At 68.6% G+C, this 15,783-nt stretch carries 15 protein-coding genes and 1 pseudogene; 9 read left to right on the top strand and 7 right to left on the bottom strand.

Annotated features, from left to right (window positions below; all coding sequences use genetic code 11):
- Positions 1–237, bottom strand: a pseudogene (dnaA, locus tag AOQ53_RS47945) (chromosomal replication initiator protein DnaA); the annotation flags it as partial.
- A gap of 1,130 nt (positions 238–1,367) precedes the next feature.
- On the opposite strand from dnaA, the gene rpmH reads away from it, so the two are divergent.
- The 9 genes from rpmH to AOQ53_RS03195 all read left to right on the top strand — a co-directional run bounded on the left by rpmH (position 1,368) and on the right by AOQ53_RS03195 (position 8,318).
- Positions 1,368–1,505, top strand: coding sequence for a 50S ribosomal protein L34 (gene rpmH, locus AOQ53_RS40235; RefSeq protein WP_003956500.1), 138 nt, complete (start codon positions 1,368–1,370; stop codon positions 1,503–1,505).
- 21 nt (positions 1,506–1,526) lie between these two features.
- Complete coding sequence (gene rnpA / locus AOQ53_RS40230; protein ID WP_010032713.1) at positions 1,527–1,898, top strand: ribonuclease P protein component; 372 nt, start codon at positions 1,527–1,529, stop codon at positions 1,896–1,898.
- On the top strand, positions 1,895–2,269 hold the full coding sequence (gene yidD / locus AOQ53_RS03225; protein WP_059414789.1) for a membrane protein insertion efficiency factor YidD: 375 nt from the start codon (positions 1,895–1,897) through the stop codon (positions 2,267–2,269). The genes rnpA and yidD overlap by 4 nt, the downstream gene beginning before the upstream one ends.
- 3 nt (positions 2,270–2,272) lie before the next feature.
- Complete coding sequence (gene yidC / locus AOQ53_RS03220; protein ID WP_059414787.1) at positions 2,273–3,535, top strand: membrane protein insertase YidC; 1,263 nt, start codon at positions 2,273–2,275, stop codon at positions 3,533–3,535.
- 15 nt (positions 3,536–3,550) lie between these two features.
- Positions 3,551–4,063, top strand: a complete 513-nt coding sequence (locus tag AOQ53_RS03215) for a Jag family protein (protein ID WP_059414786.1) — start codon at positions 3,551–3,553, stop codon at positions 4,061–4,063.
- 124 nt (positions 4,064–4,187) lie between these two features.
- Positions 4,188–4,904, top strand: coding sequence for a 16S rRNA (guanine(527)-N(7))-methyltransferase RsmG (gene rsmG, locus AOQ53_RS03210; RefSeq protein ID WP_059414784.1), 717 nt, complete (start codon positions 4,188–4,190; stop codon positions 4,902–4,904).
- Positions 4,905–5,207: 303 nt separating this feature from the next.
- The gene (locus AOQ53_RS03205; protein WP_078945117.1) at positions 5,208–6,284 is read left to right on the top strand and encodes a ParA family protein; all 1,077 of its coding nucleotides are present in this window, start codon (positions 5,208–5,210) and stop codon (positions 6,282–6,284) included.
- Entirely contained in the window at positions 6,281–7,381 is a 1,101-nt protein-coding gene (locus AOQ53_RS03200) for a ParB/RepB/Spo0J family partition protein (protein ID WP_059414781.1), read from the top strand. Before AOQ53_RS03205 ends, AOQ53_RS03200 begins: the two co-directional genes overlap by 4 nt.
- A 319-nt stretch (positions 7,382–7,700) precedes the next feature.
- Positions 7,701–8,318: a GNAT family N-acetyltransferase gene (locus AOQ53_RS03195; protein ID WP_059414780.1), complete on the top strand. Its 618-nt coding sequence runs from the start codon at positions 7,701–7,703 to the stop codon at positions 8,316–8,318.
- Positions 8,319–8,411: 93 nt separating this feature from the next.
- On the opposite strand, the gene trxA is transcribed toward AOQ53_RS03195, so the two are convergent.
- The 6 genes from trxA to murJ all read right to left on the bottom strand — a co-directional run bounded on the left by trxA (position 8,412) and on the right by murJ (position 15,750).
- Positions 8,412–8,744 (bottom strand): thioredoxin, encoded by a 333-nt coding sequence (trxA, locus tag AOQ53_RS03190; protein ID WP_030847066.1) that lies wholly within the window; start codon positions 8,742–8,744, stop codon positions 8,412–8,414.
- A 47-nt stretch (positions 8,745–8,791) separates the two neighbouring features.
- Positions 8,792–9,760: a thioredoxin-disulfide reductase gene (trxB, locus tag AOQ53_RS03185; protein ID WP_059414779.1), complete on the bottom strand. Its 969-nt coding sequence runs from the start codon at positions 9,758–9,760 to the stop codon at positions 8,792–8,794.
- Between the two features lie 167 nt (positions 9,761–9,927).
- Complete coding sequence (locus AOQ53_RS03180; protein ID WP_059414777.1) at positions 9,928–10,851, bottom strand: anti-sigma factor family protein; 924 nt, start codon at positions 10,849–10,851, stop codon at positions 9,928–9,930.
- A complete protein-coding gene (sigM, locus tag AOQ53_RS03175) occupies positions 10,848–11,573 on the bottom strand; it encodes an RNA polymerase sigma factor SigM (protein ID WP_059414775.1) in 726 nt (241 codons plus the stop codon). The genes AOQ53_RS03180 and sigM overlap by 4 nt, the downstream gene beginning before the upstream one ends.
- A 27-nt stretch (positions 11,574–11,600) precedes the next feature.
- Positions 11,601–13,301 (bottom strand): protein kinase family protein, encoded by a 1,701-nt coding sequence (locus tag AOQ53_RS03170; RefSeq protein WP_059414773.1) that lies wholly within the window; start codon positions 13,299–13,301, stop codon positions 11,601–11,603.
- Positions 13,302–13,443: 142 nt separating this feature from the next.
- The gene (murJ, locus tag AOQ53_RS03165; RefSeq protein ID WP_059414772.1) at positions 13,444–15,750 is read right to left on the bottom strand and encodes a murein biosynthesis integral membrane protein MurJ; all 2,307 of its coding nucleotides are present in this window, start codon (positions 15,748–15,750) and stop codon (positions 13,444–13,446) included.
- Between the last annotated feature and the right edge of the window lie 33 nt (positions 15,751–15,783).

The raw sequence follows: 15,783 nt of genomic DNA, 5'->3' as shown, positions 1-15,783 counted from the left end.
GCCGGTCGCCGGTGCGGGCTGCGCGGCCAGCGGGCCGGGCGCACCGGTCGTCGGCAGATTCGGGCCGACGGGACCGCCGCGGTGCACGTGCCCGGAGCCGGCCGGCGGCTCGGGCAGCTCCCGGCGGACCGGGTCGCGCTGGTCGTAGTCGGGGCGTGACGCGTCGTAGTCGGAGCGCGGCTGGTCGTAGGAGGGGCGCTCCATGGACTGTGGGCGGTAGTCCTGGGACGGGGAGCCGTAGGCGTCCTGGGAGGACGAGCCGTACGAGTCCTGCGACCCATGGGATCCCTGCGACCGGTGTGATCCCTGTGATCCATGGGATCCGTACGACTCCTGCGAGGACCCACGGGAACCGTACGAGTCCTGGGATCCGTACGAGTCCTGTGAGCCGTAGGCGTCCTGGCTCGGTGACGCGTACGGATCACGCTCGGGGAAGCCGAGGCGCTGCTGCTGCCAGCTGTACTCGTCCTGTGTCGGCCGCGGCCAGGAGCCGGGCTCGGGGCGCTGGTACTCGGACGGGTACGCGGGACGGGGGCTGGGAAGTTGATCTCCGCGCGTAGGCGGGAGCTGATCGCCGGCCGTTCCCGGCAGTTGGTCGGCGCGGTGGCGGCCGTACCCCTCGTAACCGTCGCGGTCCTGCCGCGCGGCCGGAAGCTCGGGCTCCTCGTAACGCGACTGGGGCCGGGCCTGGGGCGCCGGTGTGGCCGGGGGCTCGCCCGCGGAGTCGTCGACGGTGATCGCGATCCGGATCGGGCGGCCGCACTCGCGGCTCAGGGTCTCGCTGACGACGGGAGCCAGGCGGCCCTCGAGTACGCCCTTCGCGAATTCGTTCGGTACGGCGAGCAGGGCCGTGTCCGCGACCAGCGCGAGCGGCTGGCAGCGGCGGATCCAGTGCTCGTCCTTCGCCTCGACGCCCTGGCCGCGGCCCTCCCCGAGGAGCTGCTCCAATACGCGTGGCCACACTGCGGCAAGATCGGCAGGTACGTCAGCCACAGGGCACGCTCTCTCACAGGTCCCACGAACGTGTGGTTCTGGGACGGCTCGGGATGTAAATCGGGTGGGGCAGGGATAAGGGAACGAATCGGAGTTCCGTCACGGTAGTCAGGGCGGCCACTGCGGTTCAAGTTGTTGTCCCCAGCCTGTGGACAAGTGTCTCCGGGTGGCTGCTGGTTTGACCGGATGGCGTAGCCGCGCGTACCGTAACCAGGTCGAGTTGTCGATGGCTGCTGCCGCCTGCCTCCGATGGGCACAGATCATTTGGGTGATCGGTAAGCGGTGCACTCGGGCGTAACTGCGAGCTACTCGTGGGCGCACGGTGACAGCCAGGACGGCACCCCGCAACTACCGATTTCTTCTGGAGCCCCCGAGTGAGCAAGCGCACCTTCCAGCCGAACAACCGTCGTCGCGCGAAGACCCACGGCTTCCGGCTGCGTATGCGCACCCGTGCCGGCCGCGCGATTCTCGCGTCCCGCCGTAGCAAGGGTCGCGCCCGTCTGTCCGCCTGATCCCGGTCAGGTCATGACATCGTGCTGCCCACCGAGAACCGGCTGAGGCGGCGCGAGGACTTCGCGACCGCGGTGCGGCGAGGACGCCGGGCAGGACGCCCGTACCTCGTCGTCCACCTTCGAAGCGGTGCCACGGACCCGCATGCGCCTGGGGAGAGCGCTCCCCCGACGCGTGCGGGTTTCGTCGTGAGCAAAGCCGTGGGCGGTGCGGTCGTACGCAACAAAGTGAAGCGCAGGCTTCGCCACCTGATGCGCGACCGAGTCGCCCAGCTGCCCCCCGGTAGCCTGGTAGTGGTACGAGCGCTGCCCGGTGCGGGCGACGCCGACCATGCACAGCTGGCCCGAGACCTGGATGCCGCCCTCCAGCGGCTGCTGGGAGGGGGCGCGCGATGAAGTACCCGCTGCTTGCACTGATCAAGCTCTACCAGTGGACGATCAGTCCGCTGCTCGGGCCGGTCTGCAAGTACTACCCGTCGTGCTCCCACTACGGCTTCACGGCCATCGACCGGCACGGTGCCATCAAGGGAACGGCACTCACGGCCTGGCGCATCCTGCGGTGCAACCCGTGGTCGCTGGGCGGTGTGGACCATGTCCCGCCGCGCAAGCGCCCGCGGTGGCACGAAATGCTGCGGAACGCGTGGCGTGCACGCAAGGGCGGGCCCTCCGCCGCCGTCCCGGCCACCGAGGGACAGACTTCTCCCACAAGTCGGTCCAGTCCTTCGAGCCCGGCCGCAGAGACACCGTCCCATGCCCAAGGAGCATGATTAGTGGACACGATTGCCAGCCTCTTCAGCTTCATCACCACACCCGTCTCCTGGGTCATCGTCCAGTTCCACTCGGTGTACGGCGCCCTCTTCGGGCCTGACACCGGGTGGGCCTGGGGCCTGTCGATCGTGTCCCTGGTGATCCTGATCCGTATTTGCCTGATCCCGCTCTTCGTGAAGCAGATCAAGGCGACCCGGGCCATGCAGACGCTCCAGCCCGAGATGAAGAAGATCCAGGAGCGCTACAAGAACGACAAGCAGCGTCAGTCCGAAGAGATGATGAAGCTGTACAAGGACACGGGTACCAACCCGCTGTCCTCGTGTCTTCCCATCCTGGCGCAGTCCCCGTTCTTCTTCGCCCTGTACCACGTGCTGAACAGCATTGCGTCGAACGACACCATCGGCGTGATCAACACCAGCCTTCTGGAGAGTGCCCAGAAGGCGCACATCGTCGGTGCGCCGCTGGCGGTGAAGTTCACCGACAGCTCGTCGAAGGTGGAAGCACTCGGTGCCTCCCTCACCGATGTCCGCGTGGTCACCGCCGTCATGATCGTCCTGATGTCGGCGTCGCAGTTCTTCACCCAGCGCCAGCTGATGACGAAGAACGTCGACACCACGGTGAAGACGCCGTTCATGCAGCAGCAGAAGATGCTGATGTACGTCTTCCCGATCATGTTCGCCGTCTTCGGCATCAACTTCCCCGTCGGTGTCCTCGTCTACTGGCTGACCACCAACGTGTGGACCATGGGCCAGCAGATGTACGTCATCCACAACAACCCGACGCCGGGTTCCAAGGCCCAGGCCTCGTACCTGGAGCGGCTGCACAAGCACGTCACCACTCACGGCAAGGTCAGCCGGCGCCGCGACCGGGCCATCGTCAAGGCGATCGTCGTCAAGGGACGCGACCGCAACGAGTTCGAGCGCAAGTTCATCAACGGCCTGAACAAGGCCGGCCTCGCCGCCCAGGCCGACGGCACTGTGATCAAGAGCGACACCGCTGTCGCCGTCGAAGCCGAGGACGGTACGCCGACCACCGGCACGCCGAAGCGGCAGCAGCCCAAGCGGCAGACCAAGGCTAAGCGGCAGTCCGGTGCCACGAAGGCGGCCGGCGAGTCCGAGCCGAAGACGTCGCTCACGAAGTCCGACGAGCCCGAGGACGCCAAGCCCGCCGCCGCTGCCAAGAAGTCCGGCAGCGGCACCCGCAGCAAGGCCCAGTCCGGACAGCGCAAGGGTCCGCAGCGGCCCAAGTCCCCGTCCAAGAAGTAAGAAGGAGTCCATCCCGTGACGGAAGGCACCACCTCCGCCGCTGCCGAGGGTGCAGACACCCTGACCCGCCTGGAGCAGGAGGGCGAGATCGCGGCGGACTACCTGGAGGGTCTGCTCGACATCGCCGACCTCGACGGCGACATCGACATGGACGTCGAGGCCGACCGTGCCTCTGTCTCGATCATCAGCGACACGGGCAGTCGCGACCTGCAGAAGCTGGTCGGCCGTGACGGTGAGGTGCTGGAGGCACTCCAGGAGCTCACCCGTCTGGCCGTGCACCGTGAAACCGGTGACCGCAGCCGTCTGATGCTCGACATCGCGGGATACCGGGCCCGGAAGCGCTCCGAGCTGTCCGAGCTGGGCGCCAAGGCCGCGGCCGAGGCCAAGAGCAGCGGTGAGGCCGTGAAGCTGGACCCGATGACGCCGTTCGAGCGCAAGGTCGTGCACGACGCCGTCAAGGCCGCGGGCCTGCGCAGCGAGTCCGAGGGCGAGGAGCCGCAGCGCTTCGTCGTCGTGCTTCCCGTCTGATCGGCCCCTACGTTTCCCGGCCCCGTCTGTTGCGCAGGCGGGGCCGAAGTTTGTCAGCCTGATAGTTCTGGTGGTTCTGGTGTCGGCGCTGTGTGCGCTGACGCGTACGGAAGGACGGTCCCCCGTGACGGAGGCAGCGGAGCTTCCCCCCGCGCCCGAGCAGGCGCGCGAGGTGTTCGGTGATCGCTTCGCGGATGCGGTGCGGTACGCCGAACTGCTCGCTGAGGCGGGCGTGCAGCGCGGTCTCATCGGCCCGCGTGAAGTGCCCCGCCTGTGGGAGCGGCACCTGCTGAACTGCGCGGTGCTCTCGGAGGTCGTGCCCGAGGGCGTGACGGTGTGCGATGTCGGCTCGGGCGCCGGCCTCCCCGGCATTCCGCTGGCGCTGGTCCGGGAGGACCTGAAGATCACGTTGCTGGAGCCGCTGCTGCGGCGTACCAACTTCCTCTCCGAGGTCGTGGAGCTGCTCGGCCTCGATCATGTGACCGTCGTGCGCGGCCGGGCCGAGGAAGTCATGGGGAAGATCCAGCCCGTCCACGTCGTGACGGCCCGAGCCGTAGCGCCCCTCGACCGCCTTGCCACGTGGGGCATCCCTCTGCTGCGGCCGTACGGGGAGATGCTCGCGCTCAAGGGCGACGCCGCGGAGGAGGAGCTGAAAAGCGCGTCAGCGGCCCTGAGCAAGCTCGGTGCGGTGGAGACGTCCATCCTGCATGTCGGTGAGGGCGTGGTGGACCCGATGTCCACGGTGGTACGGGTCGAGGTCGGGGAGAGCCCCGGCGGTGTGCGCTTCGCCGCGAAGCGCGCCAAGGCGGCTCGCACGGGGCGTGCCCGCCGCCGACGCTGATCCGTCCTGGGAACGCCGATCCCGTCCGACGACGCTGATCCGTCCTGACGACGAGACGTACTCCACACAAGCTGCCAAACCTATGCATGCCGGAGTGTCGCGACAATCCGGCAACGACTGCTGTGCATCGTGTTTCACGTGAAACGTCGCTCACTGCTGCACGGCATCATCAGTCGTGGCCGCGCTGCGGCCGAACCCCGCGACCGTAAGCCTCTCGGGTCACTCGATGAGGGAACTGAGTTGTCCACAGAGGTGGAATTCTCCACAGAACGGAAGGCCTCACTGGTTCACGACCCCGAAGACATGGGAGGCTCTGTTCATTGCGAGCCTGAAGTCGAGGAGAGTGAATCCTTGCGGTCCGACGCCAACATCGCGGGACCGATGACCGATCCGGTCCCCGGTCCCCGTACCGAGTCGATGGGGGCGGATGTTTCACGTGAAACACCGCCTCCGATGGACGACACTCCCATCGGTCGTGCTGCCCAACTGGCGGTGGAGGCTCTAGGCCGCGCCGGCGAGGGCCTGCCACGGCCCGAGCAGACCCGAATCATGGTGGTCGCCAACCAGAAGGGCGGTGTGGGCAAGACGACGACGACCGTCAACCTTGCCGCGTCATTGGCCCTGCATGGTGGCCGGGTTCTGGTGGTCGACCTCGATCCCCAGGGCAATGCGTCCACCGCGCTGGGGATCGATCATCACGCCGAAGTTCCGTCCATCTACGACGTGTTGGTGGAGAGCAAGCCGCTCTCCGAGGTCGTCCAGCCGGTCCCCGACGTCGAGGGCCTCTTCTGTGCCCCTGCCACGATCGATCTCGCCGGTGCGGAGATCGAGCTGGTGTCCCTGGTGGCACGGGAGAGCCGGTTGCAGCGCGCCATCCAGGCGTACGAGCAGCCGCTGGACTACATCCTCATCGACTGTCCGCCCTCGCTCGGCCTTCTGACGGTCAATGCGTTGGTGGCGGGCCAGGAGGTTCTGATCCCGATTCAGTGCGAGTACTACGCGCTGGAAGGCCTGGGTCAGTTGTTGCGTAACGTCGACCTGGTGCGGGGGCATCTCAACCCCGCCCTGCATGTGTCGACCATCCTGCTCACCATGTACGACGGCCGGACGCGACTCGCGTCCCAGGTCGCGGAAGAGGTGCGCACCCACTTCGGCGACGAGGTGCTGCGGACGAGCATTCCCAGGTCCGTCCGTATCTCCGAGGCGCCGAGTTACGGACAGACGGTCCTGACCTACGATCCTGGATCAAGTGGTGCCCTCTCTTACCTTGAGGCGGCACGAGAGATCGCGTTGAAGGGTGTGGGCATCAGCTATGACGCCACGCATGCCCACATCGGCGCACAGCAGAACGACCCGAGCATGGTGGAGGGCATCCAGTGAGCGAGCGACGGAGGGGGCTGGGTCGTGGTCTCGGCGCACTGATCCCTGCTGCACCGACGGAGAAGTCGGTGGCCCAGGCTGCGGCGGGGGGCGCCGCTTCGACATCCCCTGCGGCAGTGCCCGTGCTGCCGAACGACCGTGGGGTGGCCGCGGCGAAGGTGGCGACGCTGCCGACTGTTTCACGTGAAACAGAGGAGCCGGCGCAGCCCAGTGCTCCCGCCGCGCCTGCGGCGCCCATCGGTGCGCACTTCGCCGAGATCCCCATCGACTCCATCACGCCGAACCCGCGACAGCCGCGTGAGGTCTTCGACGAGGACGCGCTCGCCGAGCTCATCACCTCCATCAAGGAAGTGGGGCTCCTCCAGCCGGTTGTCGTACGGCAGGTGAGTCCCGCCCACTACGAGCTCATCATGGGCGAGCGCCGCTGGCGGGCCTGCCGCGCAGCGGGGCTGGAGGCGATCCCAGCGATCGTGCGGGCCACGGAGGACGAGAAGCTCCTCCTGGACGCTCTGCTGGAGAACCTGCACCGGGCCCAGCTGAACCCTCTGGAAGAAGCAGCCGCCTACGACCAGTTGCTGCGGGACTTCAACTGCACGCACGACCAGCTTGCGGACCGCATCGGCCGATCCCGCCCGCAGGTCTCGAACACCCTGCGTCTGCTGAAGCTCTCGCCGGCGGTGCAGCGCCGGGTCGCCGCCGGGGTGCTCTCCGCCGGCCACGCGCGGGCCCTGCTGTCCGTCGAGGACTCGGAGGAGCAGGACAGGCTGGCCCACCGCATCGTGGCCGAGGGGCTGTCGGTGCGGGCCGTCGAGGAGATCGTGACCCTGATGGGTTCGCGTCCCCAGAAGGCCCAGAGGCCCAAGGGCCCGCGTGCCGGTACTCGTGTCTCTCCCGCGCTGTCCGAGCTCGCCACGCGGCTCTCGGACCGCTTCGAGACGCGGGTGAAGGTCGACCTGGGCCAGAAGAAGGGCAAGATCACCGTCGAGTTCGCCTCCATGGAGGACCTTGAGCGGATCCTCGGCTCACTCGCTCCGGGCGAGGGACCGGTTCTGCAGAAGAGTCTCCTGGAGGGCGACTCCGAGGAGGACGAGTCCTGAGCCTCCGGCAGGAGCCTCTGTTGCGGACGACAGAGCGGGCCATGTCCGGTGTGTGACGGAACGTGGCCCGTTCTTTCCTTTCTGGCGGTATCGATGGAATCGCATCGTGGATACGATGCGTTCGGATACGGCGCAGCCACCCGACACCACCTCTGAGAGGGAAGGCAGGGGCCATGCGAACGATGAGCCGCACTGGACTGGTGAGCGCCGGTTTGGGGCTGGGAGCGGTCGGTGGGTTCATCGGCAGTCTCCTCAGGGAACGGAGCGCTCTGACAGCCGCCCGCGACGCGGCAGGCCAAGGAAGCGAGGAACAGCCTTCATGGGGCGCCGACTCGTACCGCTCACGCTGGACAACCTTCAGGACCTTCCCAAGCGCTGCCGCTCGTGTGTCTTCTGGGAGCTCGACCCGGTCAGCGGTGAGGCCGCGGTAAAGGCGGGCGAGTCCGCTCTGGAGAAGGAAGCCTGGATCTCGGCCGTTCTGCTGGACTGGGGGTCCTGCGGTCGGGTCGTGTACGTCGACGACGTACCGGTGGGCTTCGTGCTCTACGCTCCTCCCGCCTATGTCCCGCGCTCCACGGCGTTCCCCACGAGTCCCGTCTCCCCCGACGCGGTTCAGCTGATGACCGCGTTCATCGTGCCGGGGTACCAGGGGCAGGGGCTGGGCCGGGTGATGGTCCAGACGGTCGCCAAGGATCTGCTGCGGCGCGGGTTCAAAGCGATCGAGGCGTTCGGAGATGCGCGCTGGAAGGAACCGGCCTGTGTGCTGCCCGCCGACCATCTCCTGGCGGTGGGTTTCAAGACGGTCCGGCAGCACCCCACCTATCCCCGGCTGAGGCTGGAACTGCGGTCGACGCTTTCCTGGAAGGAAGACGTCGAGATGGCGCTGGATCGGCTCCTGGGAGCCGTACAGAAGGAGCCGGCGCTGCGACCGTTGTAGAGGAAGCAGTCAAACGAATGGGCCAACCCTTCCGGGTTGGCCCATTCGTGTTTCACGTGAAACATGCACCGTCGCTCAGACGGCACCGCCGGCTCACTCGGCGATGAACTCCTCGAGGTCGCGAACGATCGCGGCCTTCGGCTTGGCGCCCACGATGGTCTTGGCGACCTCGCCACCCTGGTAGACGTTCAGCGTCGGGATGGACATGACGCCGTACTTGGCGGCCGTACCCGGGTTCTCGTCGATGTTCAGCTTGACGATCTCGATCTTGTCGCCGTATTCGGAGGCGATCGCTTCGAGGGACGGCGCGATCTGGCGGCACGGACCGCACCAGGCGGCCCAGAAGTCCACCAGGACGGGCTTGTCGCTCTTGAGGACGTCCTGCTCGAAGGAGTCGTCGGTCACATTCTTCAGGGTGCCGGCCACGGCGGGCTCCTTAACTGGTTGGTGCGTGGGGCGGGTAGGGAGAGAGGTCAGACAGCGGTCTTCTCGGGCTCGGGCTGCTCCTCGTCCGCGAGGGCGGCCAGGTAGCGCTCGGCGTCGAGAGCGGCGGCACAGCCGGTACCGGCCGCCGTGATCGCCTGACGGTAGGTGTGGTCGACCACGTCGCCCGCACCGAAGACACCGGTCAGGTTGGTGCGCGTCGACGGCGCGGTCACCTTCAGGTAGCCCTCGTCGTCCAGGTCGAGCTGACCCTTGAAGAGCTCAGTGCGGGGGTCGTGGCCGATGGCGATGAAGAGACCGGTCACCGACAGGTCCGAAAGCTCGCCGGTCTTGAGGTTGCGCAGCTTCAGGCCCGAGAGCTTCGGGTCGCCCTGGATCTCGGCGACCTCGCTGTCCCACACGAACGTGATCTTCGGATCGGCGAAAGCGCGCTCCTGCATGGCCTTGGAGGCACGCAGGGTGTCACGGCGGTGGACGACGGTCACGGACTTGGCGAACCGGGAGAGGAAGGTGGCCTCCTCCATGGCGGTGTCGCCACCACCGATTACGGCGATGTCCTGGTTCTTGAAGAAGAATCCGTCACAGGTGGCGCACCAGGACACCCCACGGCCGGAGAGGGCGTCCTCGTTCGGCAGACCGAGCTTGCGGTGCTGCGAGCCGGTGGCGACGATGACGGCCTTGGCCCGGTGGACGGTACCGGACGTGTCCGTGACGGTCTTGATCTCACCGGCCAGGTCGGCGGCGACGATGTCGTCCGGGACGAGCTCGGCCCCGAAGCGCTCCGCCTGAGCGCGCATGTTGTCCATGAGCTCGGGACCCATGATGCCGTCCTGGAAGCCAGGGAAGTTCTCGACGTCGGTGGTGTTCATGAGAGCGCCGCCGGCGGTGACGGCGCCCTCGAACACCAGCGGCTTCAGCGACGCGCGCGCGGTGTAGAGCGCCGCCGTATAGCCGGCGGGCCCGGAGCCGATGATGATCACGTTACGGACGTCGCTCACGGCTTGATTCCTCGTCTCTGGACTGCGTCGTTCGACCGGGGGGAGCTTCTCTCGGAGCTCTCACCCCACCCAACGGATCCTAAGGGGCGCGCATTCCCGCTGTGTCCGGGCACACGGAGATGCGGTCCTGTGCCGGGTTCCGCGCGCGATGAAGACGAAGACGTACCTCAGGCGGACGGGTAAGAGCGCTGCAGAAGGACCTTGCCCGCGGCGGTCGCCGCCGAGTGATCCACACAGGTCGCGTCGACGATGTAGGCACTGACCCGCGTGGGGTCGGATGCGTCGGGGAGCAACACCAGCATGGCCTTCTTCCCCTGATACCTGCCGTTCTCGACAGCAAGGGCTGTGTCCTTGCGCCCGATGCCGTCGCGGACGCAGCCGGGCACTGTGGGCGCCTTGTAGACCTGGGGATGGTCGGTGCCGGGGGCGGTCGCCGCGCCGAAGGGAGTGCGGGAGCCGCCCTTCTTGCTCTGGTTCTCGGTCAGGAGATCGGTGACCTGCTTCTCGAGTTTCCCCTCGGAGAAGGTGTCCGCGGGGGCGGTCTGCTGTCCACCCGCCGTGTCATCCGAGGGCTTGCCGTCGCCCAGTGACGACACCAGGACGGAGCCCAGTCCCAAGGCGGCGACGGTGAAGACGGTCCCCAGGACGGCGATCCTGCGACGCCCGTTCCGCGTGCGGTCCTTGCGCCCCGGGCCGGTGGTGGAAGAGCGGGGGCGCCCGGCGGGCCGGTCGGCGAGCGTCGATGTTTCACGTGAAACATGCGCACCGCTGTCGTCTTGGGACGTGGAACGAGGAGCACTCACCGGCGTCTGGCTCTCTGCTGCCTCCGGCCCCGTGGCGTTCAGCAGAGCCTCGGCGGCGAGGGCGGCATCGATGCGGCCTGCGACATCGGCGGGCATGTGCGGCGGACCCGGCAGCGTGCCGAGCAGTCCCCGGATCTCCTCCAGGGACGCGTAGACGTCCGCGCAGAGCTCGCACCCGTCTAGGTGCCGGCGTACGTCGGTGCTCTGGGACGGTGGGAGGAGGCCCTCGGCCAGGTCGGAGATCTCCGCGACGTCCGGGTGCCCGGCCATGTCTGTCGTCGATGTCACGCTCGTCCACCTCCGCCCTTCACTGCCGCTGGGTCGCTCGGTCCTGTGTCCGGTGGTTCCGCTCGGCGCGGTCCCGCTGCGGGTGGGACGGCTGGCCCCTGCGTCCGGTTCCGCTCCTCGCGCGGCTTCTTGCTCTCACCGTTGCTGTCCGGCCGTAGATGAGTCAGCAGCGGCAGGAGTCTGGCTCTGCCGCGCGCGCATCGGCTCTTCACCGTGCCGGTGGGCACGTCGAGGATGCGGGCCGCCTCCGCGACCGGGTAGCCCTGCATGTCCACCAGGACGAGCGCCGCGCGCTGGTCGGCCGGCAAGGTCCCCAGGGCTTCGATGAGCTGGCGGTGGAGATCATTGCGCTCGGCGGGCGCCGAAGCCGACTCGTGTGGCTCCAGCAGCTGCTCCAGGCGTTCGGTGTCGTCGACGGGAGAGGTCTTCCGGGAGGCGACCTTGCGGGCGCGGTCCAGGCAGGCGTTCACCGTGATCCTGTGCAGCCAGGTCGTGACGGCCGACTGGCCCCGGAAGGTATGGGCGGCCCGGTAGGCGGAAACGAGGGCGTCCTGCACCGCGTCAGCGGCCTCCTCGCGGTCTCCCAGTGTCCGCAGGGCCACGGCCCAGAGACGATCGCGATGCCGCCGCACGATCTCACCGAAGGCGTCGGGGTCGCCTTCCACGTGGCGGGCGAGGAGGTCCTGATCACTCACTCCGTCGTACCCGGTGCCGTCTGCCATCGGCCTCCTTCCTCGAGGCAGATGCCGTCAGCTGGTCACCTTGATGTCCGCCACACGGCCGCGCCACTTGCCGTCGTCCGCCTGTATGGGCAGCTCGGTCAGCCACACCAGGAGATAGCGGCTCTTGAGGGACTTGCCGGGCTTGAGTTGTACCGTCGTTCCGGTGCCCTCGGCGACCTTGGTGTAGGCGTCGAAAGACGTCGGCTCCGAGCCTGCGTCCGCGCTCGCGCTGCGGAGCTCGACAGAGGTGTTGCCGACGAAGGTGACCGTCACCTTCCCGACCTGCTGGGTCTTGCCGAGGTCGAGGATTATGCCGACACCCGGCTTCAGGCGCCCGAAGTCCGCGCTGAGGTAGAAGTCCGTCTGCCAGTACGTGGCGGTGCTGCTGTCGTAGACCTTCCCAACGTCGGAAGGCTTCTCCGTCTGATCGCCGCCGAAGGGATCGAAGTCGCGGGCACCGCTGATGGTGATGGGCTTGCCGCTCGCCGGCTTCTTGGGGCTCTTGTCGTTCCCGTCGTTCGTCTGCGTCTGGCCCGGGTCCTCGTTCTTGCCTCCCTGGTCCATGAGCGCGTCCGCCAGCTGCCAGCTCCCGAGGCCCAGGGCGGCGATGAGGAGCGCGGACACGGCCCACTTCAGGGCCTTGCCCGTGCGGCTCTGCAACGGGGGCGGCGGGGTCGTGATCGGCTGGGTGGCACCGGGGCGCGGGGCCTGGCGGCCGTACGTGCCCTGCTGGTACGACGTGCGCTGGTACTCGGGCGGGGCGGTGAACGTCGGCTCCGGCGGGCGGATGCGGGGCATCTCGCCGATCGCCTTCACCAGCTCCTCCGGAGTGGTGCACGGCGACTCGTGCCGGGAGGCGGTGGCGCCGTCGTTGACGAGCGCGCGCATGGAGAGTTCGGAGAGGCCGCGGTGCACACCGGCACGCACCTGGTCGGGCGCGATCAGGCCGATGTCCTTCGGCAGGCCGGACAGCCCGTAGGCATCGCTCTCGTACGGCCAGCGCTGAGTGAGCGCCGCGTACAGCAGAGCGCCGATGGCCTCGGTGTCGGTGCGCTGCGGGGTGTCGGACGCGACGCCCCGCAGCGCGGCGTTCACCGCGAGTCCGCGGATGCGCCACTGGCCGGTCGAGGCACGCAGAACGGCGTTGGGGTTCAGCCGCAGATGGGCGAGACCCTCGCGATGGGCGGCGGCCATGGCGGAGGAGACCTGGCTGACCATCTGGAAGGCGTCGTACGGCTCCAGCGGCCCGGAGGCGAGGAGCGTGGTCAGTTCCGTCGCGTCCGGAAGCCACTCGTGGACGACGTAGACGAGGTCGTTCTCCTCCACGGCGTCCAGCACCTGGACGAAGCGCGGGTCGCCCAGCAGGGCGGAGGAGCGGGCGGCGGCCAGGACGGACCGGGCCCGTGAGTGGTCCGCGGGCAGGATGTGCACGCCGACGGCACGGCGGAGCTTCTCGTCCACGGCACGCCAACTGCTGAAACCGTCCAGACGGGTGACGCACTCCTCGAGGCGGTAGCGTCTGGCGAGTTTGTGACCACTGTGCAGTTCAGGCGGCGAGGTCTTCCCGGAACTGTCGGTCCGGGTGTTCTCCTGTACCTCGTCGCTGTCCGTGTCCCGCTCCCGGTTCTTGGCCACCCCGTCGGCCGTGGACTGGTCCGCCTGTGCGGTCAGCGACTTCTCGTCGCTGTTGTCTGCCACGTCGACGGCAGCCGTACTCCGTTCCGCCACCGTCGTTCCTGCCTCCCCATCCATTGCGCGCCGTCCGGCATCCGTTGTACGCCGTCCGACGCCGAAACCAATTGTGCCCACAGTCCGCCGCTATGCACGACACGCGGTGGCTGACGATGGTTGTGCGCCTCCCCCCCCCGACTCAGCGTCCCAGCCGTCCGCGGACCATGCCGACCAGCGAGTTGAGTTCCTCGATGCGCATGCGCCGGGCGGCGATGAAGAAGATCACGAGCAGAACGGCACCACCCGCCAGCACCGCGGCGAGCGAGCCCACGACGCCCTGGCCGAGCGTGCGGCCGATGCCGTAGCAGGCCGCGCCGCTGAGCAGGGCTGCCGGGATCGACGCGATACACAGCCGGGCGTAGGTCCGCAGGACACGGGCGCCGTCGAGGTCCCCGCCCAGCCGCTTGCGCAGGCGGCGCCAGGCGACGCCGACGCCGATCGCGTAGGCCAGGCCGTACGAGGCGGCCATGCCGACCACAGCCCAGCGCGACGGGATGACGAAGTAGCAGACCGCCGAGGCGCCCGCGTTGACCGCGGCCACGATGACCGTGTTGTAGAAGGGAGTTCGGGTGTCCTCGTAGGCGTAGAAGGCGCGCAGGACGACGTACTGCACGGAGTACGGAATCAGGCCGAGACCGAACGCCATCAGCATGAAGCCCATGTTGGTGGCCTCGCTGGTGCCCGAGGAGCCGAACATCAGCGTGCACATGGGGATGCCGAGCGAGAGGAAGCCGAACGCGATCGGCACGATGGCGACCGCCGTGTTGCGCAGGCCCTGGGAGATGTCGTCGCGGACGGCGCCGCCGTCACCCTCGGCCGCCGAGCGTGCCAGGCGCGGCAGCAGGGCGGCCATGAGGGAGACCGTGATGATGGCCTGCGGCAGGCCCCAGATCAGCTGTGCGTTGGAGTAGGCAGAGAGGCCGGTGCCGTCGACGGGCGAGGCCTTGCCCGCCGCGGTGGACAGCCAGACGACGACCATGGCGCCCGCCTGGTTGGCGAGGACGAACAGAACCGTCCACTTGGCGAGCGTGACGGCCTTGCCGAGGCCCTGACCCTTCCAGTCGAAGCGCAGCCGCAGCCGGAAGCCGGTCTCGCGCAGGTAGGGGATCATCGCCAGCGCCTGGACCACGAGGCCGAGCAGCACACCGACGCCGAGGAGGCGCTGGCCCTCCGGCGGGATGGTCGTGACATTCATCTTGGAGTCGGCGGCGGTGCCGTAGACGTAGATGAACATGCCCAGCGTCACGATGATGACGATGTTGTTCAGGACCGGGGTCCACATCATCGCGCCGAACTTCCCGCGGGCGTTGAGGATCTGACCCATCACCACGTGGACGCCCATGAAGAAGATCGAGGGCAGGAAGTACTGGACGAAGGTGATGGCGACCTGGTTCGCCGCGGGGTCGCTGGCGATCGAGGGGGACATCACGCGGATCAGGAGCGGCGCGCCGACGATCCCCAGCGCGGTGAGTGCGCCGAGCGCCACCATGACGAGGGTCAGCAGGCGGTTGGCGTACGCCTCGCCGCCGTCCTCGTCGTCCTTCATGGCGCGGACGAGCTGCGGAACGAAGACGGAGTTGAGGCCGCCGCCGACGGTGAGGATGTAGATCATCGTCGGCAGCTGGTAGGCGACCTGGAAGGTGTCACCGAGGAAGCCGACGCCGATGGCCGACACGATCAGAGCGGAGCGGATGAAGCCGGTGAGGCGAGAGACCAGCGTGCCCGCCGCCATCACGGCGCTGGATTTCAGCAGGCCGGCGGCGCGGCCGCCCTTTTTCGGCGCGGGCGGGGCAGCGGGCTCCGGGGCGGCGGTGTCGTCCACTGCCGGCGTCGCCACGGTCTCGCCGGGAGCCGGGTACTGGCCCGCCGCGTACGGGCTCTGCGCCGCGTACTGCCCTTGCGCCATCTGCCCCGGGGCCGGGGACGGGCCGGGGACCGACGGGGACTCATAGGACGGGTGGCCGCTTCCCTGCTGCTGGTCCCGGAAGAGGTGCGCGAACGCGTCCGGCTCCTGGCGCGGCTCGCCCGCCTGGGAGACGAGGTCGTCCACGCCTACGAACTGGGTGGTCCGGGCTTCGTCGCCGTACGGCAGGTGCCGCGTCGGTCCCTCCGGCTCCGGCGGGGGCGTCTGCGCCCACACCCGGGGGTCGGGCGCGTACGGCGACTGCGGCGGCTGGGCGTACAGCTGCTGCTGCGGCTCGTACGTGCCCGGCGGGGGCGGGGGGTGCGCGGCGCGGTCGTAGCGCGCCTCGGCGACCGGGTCCTGGGCGGAGAGGTCCTGTGCCCGGTAGGGGTCCTGGGCGTAGGCGTCCTGGAGGTACATGTCCGCGGGCGGCTGCGGCGGCACCTGGCCGTGCTCGGGCGGCGGGCCCTCGGGCTCGCCCGACTCGGGGTAGCCCGAGCTGCCCACGCCACGGCCGTGGTCACCGTCGTACGGCGCGTTCATGGTTACCCCACCTCATCGTCCCGGGCCCACCGG

Source organism: Streptomyces azureus (genome assembly GCF_001270025.1).
In the GTDB taxonomy this organism is placed as follows: Bacteria; Actinomycetota; Actinomycetes; order Streptomycetales; family Streptomycetaceae; genus Streptomyces; species Streptomyces azureus.
The sequence above is the reverse complement of the archived record's forward strand: the minus strand, read 5'-3'. Positions and strand labels throughout refer to the sequence as shown.

Excerpts from the sequence above, each read along its gene's own strand:
- sigM (WP_059414775.1), bottom strand. The coding sequence starts at position 11,573 with ATGGCAGACGGCACCGGGTACGACGGAGTGAGTGATCAGGACCTCCTC.
- AOQ53_RS03205 (WP_078945117.1), top strand. The coding sequence starts at position 5,208 with ATGGGAGGCTCTGTTCATTGCGAGCCTGAAGTCGAGGAGAGTGAATCC.
- AOQ53_RS03195 (WP_059414780.1), top strand. The coding sequence starts at position 7,701 with ATGGGGCGCCGACTCGTACCGCTCACGCTGGACAACCTTCAGGACCTT.
- yidD (WP_059414789.1), top strand. The coding sequence starts at position 1,895 with ATGAAGTACCCGCTGCTTGCACTGATCAAGCTCTACCAGTGGACGATC.
- murJ (WP_059414772.1), bottom strand. The coding sequence starts at position 15,750 with ATGAACGCGCCGTACGACGGTGACCACGGCCGTGGCGTGGGCAGCTCG.